Here is a 13,572-nt window from a genome sequence, read left to right on the forward strand (position 1 = left end):
GGCCGGCGCGCCCCCCGCGCCGACCGCCACCGCGCCACCATCGCCGGCGCCGGCGGCCGCCGCCCCGCTGCCGCCGTCCACACCGGTACGCATCGACGTCACGCGGGCGCGCATCCACGCGCCGATCATCGCCACCGGGCTGGACGCGGACGACACCGTCGCGGTGCCGCCGATCGACCACCCGTACCTGACCGGCTGGTACGACCGGAGCGTGACGCCGGGGCAGACCGGTGCCGCCGTGCTGCTCGGCCACGTCGACTCGCACCGCACCGGGCCCGCCGTCTTCTACTACCTCGGCACGCTCACCCGCGGCGACACCATCGAGGTCACCCGGGCCGACCACCGGGTCGCGGTGTTCACCGTCGACGGCGTCGCCGGGTACCCGAAGACCGAGTTCCCGGCGACCGCGGTGTACGGCCCGACGACCGGGCCGAGCCTGCGCCTGGTGACCTGTGGCGGCGCGTTCGACGAGCACAGCGACAGCTACGAGCGCAACGTGGTGGTGTTCGCGAGCCTGTCCTCGTCGCACCGGGAGACCGGCGCGGAGGCGGCCCGGCCGCTGGTGACCGGGCCGCCGAGGTAGGGCCCGGTCAGCCCTTCACCGCGGTCGAGGTGAGCGACTGCACGAACGTGCGCTGCGCCAGCAGGAACGCCACCAGTACCGGCAGGATCGTGATCACGTTGCCGGCCATCACCGCCGGCCACTCGGTGCGGTGCTGGCCCTGGAAGGTCGCCAGCCCGAGTTGCAGCGTGTACTGGTGGTCCGAGGTGATCGCGATCAGCGGCCAGGTCAGGTCGTTCCAGGTGGTCAGGAACGTCAGCGCGGCGACGGTGGCGAGCGCCGGCCGGGCCAGCGGCAGGATCACCGACACCAGGGTGCGCAGCCGGGAGCAGCCGTCGATCCGGGCCGCCTCCTCCAGCTCCGGTGGCAGCCGCAGGAAGAACTGCCGCAACAGGAACACCGCGAACGGGGTGACCAGCGACGGCACGATCAGCGCGCCCAGCGTGTCGGTCAACCGCAGCCGGCTCATCAACAGGAACGTCGGGATCATGGTGATCTGGAACGGGATCACCATGGTCGCGAGCATCACCGCGAGCAGCACCCGGGAGCCGAGGAACCGGATCCGGGCGAACGCGTAGCCGGCGAGCGAGCCGAACACCAGGTTGGCCAGGACGGCGACGATCGCGACGATCGCGGTGTTGGCGAACCAGCGCGGGAACAGCGCGTTGCGCAGCACGTAGAGGTAGCCGTCCAGGTGGATGCCGTGCGGGAACAGCGCGGGCGGGAACCGGTTGATCTCCGCGTTGGTCATGAACGAGCTGGCGAGCAGCCACAGCAGCGGCAGCGCGAACCCCATCGACAGCGGGGCGAGCAGCAGGTGCCAGCCGCTGAACGGCAGCCTCCGGCCGCGGCCCGGCCGGCGAACGGTGTCGGCGGTCGTCATGTCCTCACGCCTTTCGGATCCGTTGGTAGAGCCGCAGCAGCAGGCTCGCGGCGAGCAGCACGGCGGCGAGCAGGTAGGCCGCGGCCGCCCCGTACCCGGCCTGGAACAGTTGGAACGCCTGGTCCCAGACGAAGTACACGATGACCACGGTGGAGCCGAGCGGTCCGCCCTTCGTGGTGACGTACACCAGGTCGAACACCTGCAGCGCCTGGATCGTCTGCCACACCACCAGGAACACCAGCACCGGCCGCAGCGTCGGGAGTACCACGTGGCGCAGCACCGCGCCGCGGCCGGCGCCGTCCACGATCGCCGCCTCGCGCAGCTCCGGCGGGATGTCCTGCAGCGCGGCCAGCAGGATGATGACGCAGAACCCGACGCCGCTCCACAACCCGATCGCCACCAGCAACGGGAGCGCCTCGTTCGGGTCGGCGAAGAACCCCTGGGTGGGCAGCCCGATCCGGGCCAGCAGCGAGTTGGCGATGCCGAACTGGGCGTCGAACACGAACGAGAACAGCACCCCCTGGGATGCCGCCGACACCACGAACGGCACGAAGATCAGCGTGCGGTACAGCCCGATCAGCCGGATCCGGCGGTTGAGCGCCAGCGCGAGGCCGAGCCCGCCGACGATCGACAGCGGTACGAACAGGGCGGTGTAGAGCAGCGTGTGCTCCACCGCGCGGCGAAACGTCGGGTCGGTCGCGAGTACCTCGTAGTTGTGCCAGCCGAGCCAGCGGGCCGGGGTGACGAGGTCGGCGGACTGGAACGACAGCAGCAGCGACCAGATCATCGGCCCGATGGACAGGCCGAGGATGATCACCACCGCCGGCGCGACGAACAGCCACGCGGTCGGCGTGCCGCCGACCCGGCTGCGGTCGCGCCGGGTGCGCCGCACCGTGGCCGTCTCCCGGGCGCGGTACCCGACCGCGAACGTCTTCGCCATGCTGCGCTCCGTTTCTCCGGGCTCGACTGCCGGGAGCCGCCGGTACGAGGGCCGCCGGCACCTGCCCGGGAGTAGCTCTACAGGCTCGACGCGAGGGCGGTACGGGCGGCGGCGAGCGCGCCGGACAGCGCCGCGTCCGGGGTTGCGTGGCCGAGCAGCACCGACACGATCGCCTCGCCGACGGCGCGGGAGATCTGCGGGTAGGCCCGGATCGTCGGCCGGACCCGGGCGGTGGTGAGCGCGTCCACGAACACCTGCAGCCCCGGGGTACCGGCCACGGTGTGCCGCCAGGCGGGTTGCCGCGCGGTGGATCGACGCAGCGGCAGGCTGCCGGCGCTGGCGTCCCACCGGACGTCCTGTTTCGGCGCGGTCAGCCAGCGGGCGAACTCCACCGCCGCGGCGGCCCGGTCCCGGCCGTTGTCGAAGATCACCCAGTTGTCCGGGCCGGAGATCGTCAGTGGCCGGCCGGTGTAGGTCGGCATCGGAACCACGCCGTAGTCCAGCTTCGCCTCCCGTACCTGCGGCAGCTGCCACGGCCCGGTCGGCACCATCGCCATCGATCCGCCCAGGAACACCTGGTAGAGCTGGTCGCTGCCGGTCTGCGTGTCGATGTAGACCGACCGGTCGGCGGCCAGCCGCGCCACCGTGTCCAGCGCCCGCAGCCCGCTGGTGCCACCGAAGGCGGGCCGACCGTGCCGGGCGACGTCGCCGCCGAGATCCCAGACCATCGGCCAGATTCGCCAGACGGTGTCCTCGTCGCCCACCGCCGGCCAGCCGGTACCGAACACGCCGCGGTGCCGGTCGGTCAGCTGTCGCGCCGCGGTGGTGAAGTCCGCCCAGCTCCACCCGGGACGCGGTGGTTCGACCCCGGACCGCGCGAACAGCTTCTTGTTGTAGACCACGCACAGCGAGTCCAGCAGTGCCGGCATCGCCCGTACCCGGCCGTCCACGCTGGCCGCCGCCCGCGCCGGCGGCCAGCGGTCCGCCCAGCCGAAGGCGGGATCGCGGGCCTGTTCGGTCAGGTCCAGCACCTTGTCGCTGCGGGCCAGGTTGGCGAGGTTGGAACCGAACACGTACGCGAGGTCCGGGTAGCTACCGGCAGCGAGGGCGGCCATCACCTTCTGCAGCATGCCGTCGGCGAGCACTCCCCCGCTGCTGGCCCGCACCCGGATGTGCGGGTGGGTCCGGTTGAACTCGGCGACGAGCCGCTCCACCGTCGCCTTCGCCACGTCGTTCTGCCCGTGCCACAGCACGATCGTGGTGACTCCGTGCACCGTGCCGCCGGTACCGCCGCAGCCGGCCAGTGCCGTCGCGGCCGCGGCGGTGGCGCCGAGCAGTACCCCGCGCCGGGTGGTCTCGCCTCGCAACACGTCGGCCTCCTAGGCGATCCGCGCCGTACCGGCGGTGGCCGCGGCGGCGCCGGCCACCGTGTCGGCCTCGGTCAGGGTGGGTTGTCCGGCGGTGCCGCCGGGTGCTCGGGTGGACAGCGCACCGCAGGCGACCGCGAGTCGCAGGCAGTCGGCGAGCGGTCGACCGCCGAGCCGGCCGGCGAGGAAGCCGGCGGTGAGGCTGTCTCCGGCGCCGACGCTGTCCACCGTGGCCACCGGCGGGGCCGCGGCCCGCAGGATCGTCTGCCCCGCCACGGTCAGCGCGCCCGCCGCGCCCAGCGTCACGACCGGCAGCACCCCGGTCGCGGCGAGCGCGGCCGCGGCGGACTCCACAGTGGAGGCGTCGGCCGGGCCGGCCCGCCCCGGCGGCGGGGTGGTGCCGGCGGTCGACACCGAGGCCGCGGTGATGCGCAGCAGCTCGCGCTCGTTGGGCAGCAGCACGTCGGTGTGTGCCAGTACGTCGGGCAGGCCGGACCAGGTGTCGCGGGGATCGTCGTTGGTGTCCAGCGAGGTGGTGGCGCCCGCGGCGCGGGCGGCGGCGAACAGCGCCGGCAGGCCGCCGGCGAGCCGCGGCTGCAGGAAGTACGACGCGGCGTGCACGGCCCGGCAGTCGGCCAGCAGCCGCGCCGGCACGTCGGCCGCGGACAGCTCGTCCAGCACCCCACGGTAGGTCAGGATGGCGCGATCGGCGCCGGCGCGCAGGACCACCGACAACGGCGTGGCACCCGGCAGCACCCGTACCGCGGTGGTGTCGACGCCGGCCGCGGCCAGTTCGGCCAGCACGAACGTGCCGGCCGCGTCGTCGCCGACCACCGAGACCAGCGCGGTACGCAGCCCCAGCCGCGCCGCCCCGCACGCCGTGATGGCCGCGGAACCGCCCAGTACCAGCCGCCCGTCGCCGACCAGCTGTTCGCGCTGCCCGTACCGGACGTCGGCCGGGGCGCCGTCGACGAGCACGTCCGGGTTGGCGTCGCCGACCACGACCAGATCCACTGCGGTCATGGCGACACCCGGGCGCGCAGCGGGGGCGGCAGCAGGTCACCGTGCGCCGCGGTCAGCTCGCCGCACAGCAGCCAGATCTCGTCGGGTGTCAGCGTCGCGGCGGTGTTCGGGTCGGCCAGCGCGGCCTGCCGCACCAGCCGCGGATCACCGGTCAGCCCGGCCGCCACGGTCAGCTCCACCACGCTCGCGTACGACCGGTTGACGGCGGCGCAGGCGATCGGCAGGCTGCCGGCCGGTTCCGGATGCACCCCGGTGGCGTCCACGGTGGCCGGTACCTCCACCGCGACCGTGCCCGGCAGGTTGTCGATCAGCCCGGCGTTGGGCACGTTGACCACGATCCGGCGCGGGGTGCCGGTGACGATGCCGTGCACGAGCTGCGGCGCGTACTCGGTGCCGTCCCGCTCCAGCGCGTCCGCCGGCAGCGCCGCCGCCTGCCTGATGTGCTGGTACTCGGCCAGGTTGTCGGCGCTGATGCGCAGGTAGTCGCCGACCGGGATGCGCAGCCGGTCGACCTCGCCGTCGTGGTGCAGGTACCACGGCACGTACTCGGCCGAGTGCTCGCTGGTCTCGGTCGGGTAGAACCCGAGCCGACGGTACATGTCCACCCGGACCCGGCGCCGCAGCTGGCCGTCGGCCGCGATCCGCCGGTCCAGCAACGGGTACAGGTCGGTGCCGTCCCGCTGCCAGGACAGCAGCCACGCCTGGTGGTTCATCCCGGCGGTCCGGTACTCGACCTCCTCGTACGGCACGTCGACCAGCTCGCACAGGCCGCGCACCGTCCAGTACACCGAGTGGCACAGCCCGACGGTCTTCAGCTCCGGCGCGACGGCGTGCAGGTAGCCGACGTTCATCGCCATCGGGTTGGTGTAGTTGAGCAGCCAGGCGTCGGGGCAGACCGCGAGCATGTCGCGGGCGATCCCGTCCAGCACCGGGAAGGTACGCAGGCCGCGGAAGATGCCGCCGACGCCGATCGTGTCGGCGATGGTCTGCCGCAGGCCGTACCCGGCGGGGATCTCGAAGTCGCGCACCGTCGCGGCGTGCATGCCGACCTGGATGGAGTTGATCACGAAGTCGGCGCCGGCGAGTGCCGTGCGCCGGTCGTCGGTGGCGACGATGGTCGGCTTCGCGCCGAGCGCCTCGGCGATCCAGCCGGCGACCCGGCAGGCGGTGGCGAGCCGGTCGGCGTCGATGTCGTACAGCACGATCCGGGCGTCGGCGAGTTCGGCGGTGGACAGGATGTCGGTGAGCAGGTCGCGGGTGAACACGACGCTGCCGGCACCGAGGAAGACGATCGAAGGCATGGTTGTGCGTACTTTCTTCGGTTGCGATGAAAGAGGATCAGCAGGCGTCGCGGACGTACGTGTCGGAGCCGGGCGCGGTGACGTCCCGGTCCCGCAACACCACCGACAGCTCGTCGCCCACGGTGCGGCAGGCCTTGTCGAACCCGGTCCGGTCGTACTCGACGACGAACACCTCGGCGCCGTACGCGGCGGTGTAGTCGCCGCACTCGTCGTACTCGGCGCACTCCTCCGCGACGGCGAAGTCGAACCCGGTCCGCCGACCGACGTTCGCGATCTCGGCGGTGTTCTTCTGCCCGATGGCGAGCCCGTCCGCATGCGCCCGGGCGGTAAGCAGCCGGGCGTACGCGAGCGCATCGGCCCGGTCGAGCAGCCGCTGCGAGCGGGTCCAGGAGTCGAGGTTGTCCGGCTCCACCGCCCGGAAACCGTCCGCGGCGCAGCCGTCGATCCAACCGCCGACGAGGTCGGCCAGCGCGGCCCGCTTCGCCGCGGTCGAGGTGTCCAGCAACACCTCGCCCCAGTCGGAGTCGACCACCTCGTTGCCGTCCGCGTCGTGCAGCAGCAGGTCCTCGTGGTTCGCGCGCCACCAGGCGAGCTCACCCGGCTGGGTCTGGTAGGCGTTCACGTAGCAGATGGTGTAGACGTTCGGCGCCGGCGGCGCGGTGCGGTCCCGGGACACCACCTGCACGCCGCTCGGCGGCGGGTAGGGTGCGCCGATCTGGTAGTCGAAGCCGGTGTTGCCCGGCGGGGGCACGACATCCGGCGCGGCGCCGGCCGGCACCGTGGCAGCGAACAGCGTGGCGGCCACGACGAACGCGGCCGAGAGGGCACGACGGGTACGGAAACGGTCGATCACGACGACACTCCGGGCCGGTCGAGATCTGCCCCGCCTCGGGCGGCGACGCCCTGGCGACCTTGGTGCCGGCACCGGGGAACACCGGCGTCGACTGGGCCCGATCTACCTGGTCGACACGACCGGTTCGGCAGCTGGTCGTGTCGAAGTGCATACAACCGCCGGTCCGCCCCCGTTGTCAAGAACGGCGCGGTGCCTCTCCGCCACGCCGGGGCGAAGACGGCGACGGCCCCGACTCCCGGTAGGCCGGGGGTCAGGGCCGTCACCGCGCGGCGGTACCGCCGGTGAGCCGGTACCGCGCGCGGCGGTACCGCCGGTGCGGCGGTACCGCCGGTGCGGCGGTACCGCCGGTGAACCGGTGTCAGCCGCGGTGGCGGGCCAGGTAACGACGCCGGCCGAGGAAGAACAGCGCGGCTCCGGCCAGCAGTACCGCGGCGCCGCCGCCGGCGATCGCGCCGGTGCTGCTGCCGGTGACCGGCAGGGTGGAGCCGTCGCCGCCGCCCTGGCCGCCGGCCGCGGTGATGTCGAACGCGGCGGTGTTGTTCTTGGCGTCGGTGTCACCCGGGGTCTTGGTCGTCACCGTGATGCTGCCGTCGTGGCCGACGTCCGCCCTGTCGATGGTGAACGTCAGCTTCAGCGTGGCGCCCTTGCCGGCGCCGACCACGGCGTCGTCGCTGTGGCAGGTCGCCTTGGCGCCCTTGGTCGCCCACTCGCAGCCCTTCGGCAGCTCGGCCAGGGTGGTACCGGACGGCGCGACGATCGTGATGCTGCCGCCGATCATGTCCGACGGGCCGGTGTTGTCGCCCTTGGCGGTGACCGTGACGGTGTCGCCGACCGCGCCGCTCGCCTTGGTCGCCGAGACCACGTAGTCGTAGTGGTTCGCGGTGGTCGTGATCGGCGTGCTGACCGTGTTCGGCCCCTTCAGGTCGTGCCAGTCCTCGGTCGGCTTCCCGGTGGCGTCCAACGGAACCACCAGCGCGACCACGGTACCGATCGACTGCGGCCCGGGCGCGTTGGCCGCCACGCTGAACTTCGCGTCGTTGTCGGCCCGCTGGCCGGGCGCGAGCTTGCCGCTCTGGTCGGTGATGGCGCAGCTCCACAGCGTCTGCGCGCCCTGGTCCTCGGTCTGCTTGCAGGCCTTGTCCTGCTGGATGTCGGGAATCGTGACGTAGCGCGGGATCGCCACGTTCATCAGCACCCCGTCGGTGGCCTGCCCGCTGACGTTCTGCACCGAGTAGTGGAAGCTGCCGGAGCCGCCCGGGGCGACCGCGGCGGGCTTGGTGATCGTCGCCTGCAACGCGTGGTCGCTGCCGGGATCGGCGGCGGCCGGCGTGGCGAGCGCGAGCGCACCGGCACCGGCGGCCACGACGGCGCCGAGACCGGCGAGCACCCTTCTCGTTGCGAACCCTGACATCTGGCTTCCTCCAGCACTGGTTTCGATCGATCACACCGCGGCGCCGCGTCCGGGCACCGGTTCGTGTCATGTCCACACACGACACTGCACAATGGACGCAACCGGTCGATCCCGGCACCGGGAACCCGGCGACGGCGCACCGTCGGCAGCGGTTTCCGCTGGTACGACGGGGTTCCGGCGGTCCGCGATGGACCGTAACCGCGTGCCGTGCGGCCGACAACGGCGTCGATCACCGCCTCGGCGACGGTTCGGATGTTTCCGAATCCTCGCGCGGCGGCGGGCCGGACCAGCGGTCAGCTCGTCGACACGATGGGTGCCGGCCGAGCGGGTCGAGCGTGCCGTGCGGCAGGCAGCGGCACCGGCGCGGCCGGCCTCGGTCGCGAATCTTCCGAACCGTCGCTCGTCTGCCGGAGGCGGCCGGCACGGCCGGCTCGGGCCGTCAGGGCGTGTTGAGCAGGGCGCGCAGTCTGCGACCGCGCGGGGTGAGCGTCACGTACACGTGCCGGCCGCGACGTTGCCGGCTGACCAGCCCGGCACCGGACAGGGCGTCGACGATGCCGGTCACCGCGCTGCGCGAGCGGTAGGTGGCGTCGGCCAGCTCGCTCATCGTCAGCGGTACCGACAGCCGTTGCAGGACCTCGGCCCGCGAGCCGCCGAGCGCCGCGGCGAGCAGCGAGTCGGCCGGCTCCCCCACCGTGCCCGGCCACAGCGTCTCCAGACCGGGCAGCCCGTACGCGATCCAGGACCGCTCCGGGTCGTCCAGGTCGTGTGCCATCACCCGGCGACCGGACACCAGCGGGATCAGCGTGAGCGCCCGGCCGTGCACGTCCAGCCGGCCCGGCTGCACCGACGGCAGCCGCAGCACGCCGTCGGCGAAGCTCGCGCCCGGCAGTACCGTGCCGAGCAGGTCCGGCACGGTGCGCCGAACGAGCATCTCACCGGCCCGGGCGATCTCGGTCGCGATCAGGTGTTCGGCCCGGCGCCACACCGGCCCGAGCACCGTCCAGGCGGCACGCAGCACGTCCACGTAGCGGCCGAGCCAGGTCCGCGGCGCGCGCAGCACCGGGTCCCACAGCGCCGGCGCACCGGCCGGGAACGCACACCCGATGTCGGCCACGATGTCCTCGCCGCGCAGCGCGGACAGCGCCGCCATCGCCGCGTCGAAGCCGACGTCGCGGTCGACCCGGCGGTACGGCAGGGTCAGCAGGTCGGGGGTGCGCGCGCTGCCGGCGGTGAGCGGGTGCAGCGTCTCGGCCGCATGCTCGGGCATGGCGTGCAGCAACTCCCGCCGCCACTGCGGGTGCAGGTCCCGGTCCCAGCCGCCGACCGCGTCGTACAGCGCGGTCAGCGCGCTCAGCATCGGGTGCAGCGCGACGCTGACCCGTAGCCCGTCCCAGCAGGCGCAGTGCACCTCGTCCGTCCCCCGCCGATCCATCGACCCCGTCCCCGCGCTGGTGTCTCGCCCCGCGCCCGGCAGAGCGCGCAAATCGGAAATCGAATTCACTGTAGGTACGGGTGCAAGTGCCGCCGCTGGACGGCGCGGTCGGCACGGCGAAGGGCCGGCAGATCCACCGATCTGCCGGTCCTCCCGCACGCTGGGTCGTCGGTCAGCCGGCGGCCACCGCCGGGCGGCGGCGCACCGCGATCGCCCAGCCGGCGCTGGCGAGCGTGGCGGCGCCGAGCACCACGCCGACGAAGAGCGTGAAGTAGATGCCGGCGCTGCCGACGAGCAGGTTGAGATCCGACAGCACCGGCGACAGCGCACCGAACAGGAACACCGGGGTCAGCAGGGCGCTGACCACCGCCGTCAGGATGGGCAGCGCAGCGGGAACGGGCACCGGACGCACCACCCGGCGGGCGAGCAGCAGGCCGGCGCCGAGCAGACCGAAGCCGACCGTGAGCGCGAGGTAGTGCTCCAGCGCCTGAGTCTGGGTCGGGCAGGTCGTCGACGCGCACTCCACCGCATTGCCCGGGGTTCGCCGCAGCTCCACCAGCCGGTCGACCGCGGTGAGCAGGAACGACAGGGCGACGATCGCGCTGGCCCAGCCGGCGACCAACCAGCCGCTGGACAGTGCCAGCGCCCGGTGGGAACGGTTGGCCCGGCGCAGCCGCCGGGCCAGGTCGGCCGCGCGGCCGAACCGGGCGACCGCCTCGCGGGCGGCCAGGTCGGCCGGGACACCGCGGGAGACCGCCTCGGCGACGTCGTCGCGCAGGTGTTCCTCGGCCTCGGCGAGGGCGCGGCGGCCGGCGCCACCGGTACCGGAGAGTCGGTCGAACAGGTCGTCCAGGTAGCGTTCGACGCTGTCGGGTTCGGTCATGTCAGTCCCTCCATCGGGGTCGGTCCGATCACGGCGCCCATGCCGGCGGCGAAGACCCGCCACTCGCGGCGCTTGGCGCGCAGCGTCGCCCGGCCGTCGGGGGTCAGCCGGTAGACCCGGCGGCGCCGCGAGGCGACGGTGGCCCACTCACTCGCGACCAGCCCGTCCCGTTCCAGCCGGTGCAGGGCCGGGTAGACGGTGCCCTCGGGCAGGTCGAACGCGCCCTCGGAGCGTTCCCGCAACCGCACGATGACGGAGTAGCCGTGCGCCGCGCCGAGATCGTGCAGCGCGGTGAGCAACAGCAGGTCGAGGTGGCCTCGAAGGTCCATACCTAGGAACCTATGCATCGAAAGCTAGGTAGTCAATCCCCCGGGTGTGGCAGGTCTCGCCGCGGGCCGGCTCCGTCGGCCGCCGTACCCGCCGACCGGTAAGAATGGCCCCATGGACCTGCTGCTGCTGTCGAACTCGCGCACCCACGGCTACGGCTACCTGGAGCACGTGCGCGACGAGATCACCGAGTTCCTTGCCGGCGCCACCGACCTGGCCTTCGTGCCGTACGCGCTGCGCGACCACGACGGGTACACGGCCACCGTCACCGACGCGCTGCGGCCGCTCGGGGTGACGGTGACCGGGGTGCACACCGCGGCCGACCCGGTCGCGGCGATCGAGGCGGCGCCGGCCGTCTTCGTCGGCGGCGGCAACTCGTTCCGGCTGCTGAAGACGTTGCAACACACCGGGTTGGCCGAAGCGATCCCCGGCCGGGTGCGATCCGGGACGCTGCGCTACATGGGTGCCTCGGCGGGCACGAACATGGCCTGCCCGACGCTGCGGACCACCAACGACATGCCGATCACCGAGCCCGCCTCGTTCACCGCGCTGGGGTTGGTGCCGTTCCAGATCAACCCGCACTACGTCGACCCGGACCCGTCCTCCACCCACATGGGCGAGACGCGCGAGCAGCGGATCACCGAGTTCCTGGAGGACAACGACGTGCCGGTGCTCGGCATCCGCGAGGGTGGGCTGCTGCGGGTGCGGGACGGAGCGGCCCGGCTGGGCGGGGTGAGGGGCGCCCGGCTGTTCGCCCGCGACGCGCAGCCGCGCGAGCTCGCGCCCGGCGACGACGTGTCGTTCCTGCTGTCCGGCACGCCCCGCTTCGACGCAGCGGCCTGACGTCGCCTCGCGCGGGTCTGGTACCGGCCCGCCGCCCCGTGGCGAACGGCGGGCCGGGGTCTGCGGCTCGCAGCCTCAGGCGTTGCCCTGGGTCTGCAGCGCGGTCATCGGGCCGTACCGGTGCACCAGGTGCTCGAACTCCGCCTGGTCGTGGAAGCGCAGCGTGCCGCGGCCGAAGTCCTTCGCCACCTCGATGCAGAACCGGACGGCGGACTCCACACTGGACAGTTGGGTGGCGCCGGTGGCCGAGCCGGCGACCGGTGTCTCGGTGGTGATCGCGACGCCGACCACCGGCGCCGCGGTGGCGGTGGTCGGCTGCAGGATCGAGTTCACGTGGTAGGCGCCGTTGCCGTACGGGGTGATGTCGGCCATCGCGAGCGGCAGCACCGCCGGCAGCGAGCCGGTGACCCGCTGCTGGACCGCGAGCAGGTCCTCCGACACCCGCAGGATCCAGCCCTGCTTGACCGTCGGTGAGATCGCGAACCCGTTGACGTTGACGATCCGGTTGCCCTTCGTGGTGTCCACCGACAGCACCGCGTCGGCGTCCGGATCCACCTCGTGCTCGTTCATCGCGGCCAGGTCGACCGGCGAGTCCATGAACGGGACCGGATCGTGCGGCCGGGTCGGTGCGTCCGGGCAGATGTGCGTGGCGACCACGACGTCGCCGTCCAGCACGTCACCGCGGGCGTGCATCGCGGACAGCTTCGCCGCGACCGACACCGCGGTCAGCGCGCCGTCGCCGTCCGAGACGAAGCCGAGCTGCTCCGGCCGCGCACCGAGCCCGCCGAGGCGGCCGATCACGCCGAGCGTCGGCGCGTCCCCACCGGCACTGCGGCCGCGCCGGCCCGGGATCGTCAGCCGGACGAAGTCGGTACTGCCCTTGTCACCGCGCACCGTGTGCACGGTCGGCTTCGGCGCCCCGCAGCCCGTCAGGTACTCGGCCACCGCGGCGCCGGTGACGGCCGGGTCGTCGAGCAGCTCGTACGCGTCGATCACGTGCCGCCAACTCATGGATCCCCCTTGCATTCTGTCCTGTGTGGAGTGTCGGGCCGCTCAGCCCATCGCGTACGAGGCGAGCAGCCCACCGGCCAGTACCGCGTCGACGGCCGGCACACCGAGCCGGTCGCGGATCGGCCCGGCCAGGCCGATCGTGGTCATGCCGGTGCAGGCGAACAGGATCGCCTCGGCCCCGGCCGACACCAGCTCCCGGGCGGCGTCGACCGCGCGGTCGACGGCGCCTGGTTCCAGCAGGTCGGTGGTCCGGTGCACGCCCGCGGGCCGCAGCGAGCCGACCAGGCGGTCCCCGAGCACGGCGGCGACCGGGGCCGGCGGCTCGGCGTTGAGCCCCAGTACCCCGACGCGGCCGCCGAGCCCGAGCGCGACCGCGGCGGCGGCCGAGCCGGCGCCGACCACCGGTACCGGCAGGGCGGCGCGGGCCGCGGCGAGGGCCGGGTCGGCGGCGCAGCTGATCAGGATCGCCGTCGCGCCCCCGTCGACCAGCCCGGCCGCCAGGTCGAGGATCTTCGGCTCGGCCGCCCGTTCGGTGGCCGCGTCGTGGATGCCGTGCGGCTGGTCGGGAATGCACGCCGAGGTGGTCGCGATCTGGTACCTGGCCTGGATCGCCGCACCGTGCGCCCCGACGAACGCGGGGTCGTCGCTGGTGACCACCCGGACGATGCCCAGCAGTGGGTCGCTCATCGTCGTTGCTCCTTCCTTGCGCTCCGTCCGGTGCCGCGCCGGCACC

Annotated in this window: 14 protein-coding genes; 2 read left to right on the plus strand and 12 right to left on the minus strand. The window is 73.3% G+C overall.

Features of this window, described 5'->3' with window-relative positions; translation table 11 throughout:
* On the plus strand, positions 1–583 hold a 583-nt coding region (locus NUM_RS18945; RefSeq protein ID WP_207126223.1), incomplete at its 5' end, for a class F sortase.
* 7 nt (positions 584–590) lie between these two features.
* On the opposite strand, the gene NUM_RS18950 is transcribed toward NUM_RS18945, so the two are convergent.
* The 10 genes from NUM_RS18950 to NUM_RS18995 form a co-directional block, all read right to left on the minus strand.
* Positions 591–1,445 carry a carbohydrate ABC transporter permease gene (locus tag NUM_RS18950; protein ID WP_207126224.1) on the minus strand — a complete coding sequence of 285 codons (855 nt, stop codon included), beginning with the start codon at positions 1,443–1,445 and terminating at the stop codon, positions 591–593.
* A 4-nt stretch (positions 1,446–1,449) separates the two neighbouring features.
* Positions 1,450–2,385 (minus strand): carbohydrate ABC transporter permease, encoded by a 936-nt coding sequence (locus NUM_RS18955; RefSeq protein WP_207126225.1) that lies wholly within the window; start codon positions 2,383–2,385, stop codon positions 1,450–1,452.
* A gap of 77 nt (positions 2,386–2,462) precedes the next feature.
* Positions 2,463–3,755, minus strand: coding sequence for an ABC transporter substrate-binding protein (locus NUM_RS18960; protein ID WP_207126226.1), 1,293 nt, complete (start codon positions 3,753–3,755; stop codon positions 2,463–2,465).
* Positions 3,756–3,764: 9 nt separating this feature from the next.
* Positions 3,765–4,775: a carbohydrate kinase family protein gene (locus NUM_RS18965; protein ID WP_225918691.1), complete on the minus strand. Its 1,011-nt coding sequence runs from the start codon at positions 4,773–4,775 to the stop codon at positions 3,765–3,767.
* Complete coding sequence (melA, locus tag NUM_RS18970) at positions 4,772–6,076, minus strand: alpha-glucosidase/alpha-galactosidase (RefSeq protein WP_207126227.1); 1,305 nt, start codon at positions 6,074–6,076, stop codon at positions 4,772–4,774. Before melA ends, NUM_RS18965 begins: the two co-directional genes overlap by 4 nt.
* 37 nt (positions 6,077–6,113) lie before the next feature.
* Complete coding sequence (locus NUM_RS18975) at positions 6,114–6,929, minus strand: endo alpha-1,4 polygalactosaminidase (protein WP_225918692.1); 816 nt, start codon at positions 6,927–6,929, stop codon at positions 6,114–6,116.
* A 358-nt stretch (positions 6,930–7,287) separates the two neighbouring features.
* Complete coding sequence (locus NUM_RS18980) at positions 7,288–8,340, minus strand: LPXTG cell wall anchor domain-containing protein (RefSeq protein WP_207126228.1); 1,053 nt, start codon at positions 8,338–8,340, stop codon at positions 7,288–7,290.
* A 439-nt stretch (positions 8,341–8,779) separates the two neighbouring features.
* Positions 8,780–9,775, minus strand: a complete 996-nt coding sequence (locus tag NUM_RS18985; RefSeq protein ID WP_207126229.1) for a MarR family transcriptional regulator — start codon at positions 9,773–9,775, stop codon at positions 8,780–8,782.
* Between the two features lie 172 nt (positions 9,776–9,947).
* On the minus strand, positions 9,948–10,658 hold the full coding sequence (locus tag NUM_RS18990) for a hypothetical protein (RefSeq protein ID WP_207126230.1): 711 nt from the start codon (positions 10,656–10,658) through the stop codon (positions 9,948–9,950).
* The gene (locus NUM_RS18995; protein ID WP_207126231.1) at positions 10,655–10,987 is read right to left on the minus strand and encodes a helix-turn-helix transcriptional regulator; all 333 of its coding nucleotides are present in this window, start codon (positions 10,985–10,987) and stop codon (positions 10,655–10,657) included. Before NUM_RS18995 ends, NUM_RS18990 begins: the two co-directional genes overlap by 4 nt.
* A 112-nt stretch (positions 10,988–11,099) precedes the next feature.
* Here NUM_RS18995 and pepE point away from each other — a divergent pair, with 112 nt between their 5' ends.
* Positions 11,100–11,828 carry a dipeptidase PepE gene (gene pepE / locus NUM_RS19000; protein ID WP_207126232.1) on the plus strand — a complete coding sequence of 243 codons (729 nt, stop codon included), beginning with the start codon at positions 11,100–11,102 and terminating at the stop codon, positions 11,826–11,828.
* Positions 11,829–11,903: 75 nt separating this feature from the next.
* Here pepE and NUM_RS19005 read toward each other — a convergent pair whose 3' ends face one another.
* Both NUM_RS19005 and NUM_RS19010 read right to left on the minus strand, forming a co-directional pair.
* On the minus strand, positions 11,904–12,839 hold the full coding sequence (locus tag NUM_RS19005; protein ID WP_207126233.1) for a DUF1177 domain-containing protein: 936 nt from the start codon (positions 12,837–12,839) through the stop codon (positions 11,904–11,906).
* A 42-nt stretch (positions 12,840–12,881) separates the two neighbouring features.
* Positions 12,882–13,526, minus strand: coding sequence for an aspartate/glutamate racemase family protein (locus NUM_RS19010; protein WP_207126234.1), 645 nt, complete (start codon positions 13,524–13,526; stop codon positions 12,882–12,884).
* Positions 13,527–13,572: the final 46 nt, after the last annotated feature.

This window comes from Actinocatenispora comari (assembly GCF_017312725.1).
Lineage (GTDB): Bacteria > Actinomycetota > Actinomycetes > Mycobacteriales > Micromonosporaceae > Actinocatenispora > Actinocatenispora comari.

Excerpts from the sequence above, each read along its gene's own strand:
- NUM_RS18965 (WP_225918691.1), bottom strand. The coding sequence starts at position 4,775 with ATGACCGCAGTGGATCTGGTCGTGGTCGGCGACGCCAACCCGGACGTG.
- pepE (WP_207126232.1), top strand. The coding sequence starts at position 11,100 with ATGGACCTGCTGCTGCTGTCGAACTCGCGCACCCACGGCTACGGCTAC.
- NUM_RS19005 (WP_207126233.1), bottom strand. The coding sequence starts at position 12,839 with ATGAGTTGGCGGCACGTGATCGACGCGTACGAGCTGCTCGACGACCCG.
- NUM_RS19010 (WP_207126234.1), bottom strand. The coding sequence starts at position 13,526 with ATGAGCGACCCACTGCTGGGCATCGTCCGGGTGGTCACCAGCGACGAC.
- NUM_RS18990 (WP_207126230.1), bottom strand. The coding sequence starts at position 10,658 with ATGACCGAACCCGACAGCGTCGAACGCTACCTGGACGACCTGTTCGAC.
- NUM_RS18995 (WP_207126231.1), bottom strand. The coding sequence starts at position 10,987 with ATGGACCTTCGAGGCCACCTCGACCTGCTGTTGCTCACCGCGCTGCAC.
- NUM_RS18985 (WP_207126229.1), bottom strand. The coding sequence starts at position 9,775 with ATGGATCGGCGGGGGACGGACGAGGTGCACTGCGCCTGCTGGGACGGG.
- NUM_RS18980 (WP_207126228.1), bottom strand. The coding sequence starts at position 8,340 with ATGTCAGGGTTCGCAACGAGAAGGGTGCTCGCCGGTCTCGGCGCCGTC.
- NUM_RS18955 (WP_207126225.1), bottom strand. The coding sequence starts at position 2,385 with ATGGCGAAGACGTTCGCGGTCGGGTACCGCGCCCGGGAGACGGCCACG.
- NUM_RS18950 (WP_207126224.1), bottom strand. The coding sequence starts at position 1,445 with ATGACGACCGCCGACACCGTTCGCCGGCCGGGCCGCGGCCGGAGGCTG.
- melA (WP_207126227.1), bottom strand. The coding sequence starts at position 6,076 with ATGCCTTCGATCGTCTTCCTCGGTGCCGGCAGCGTCGTGTTCACCCGC.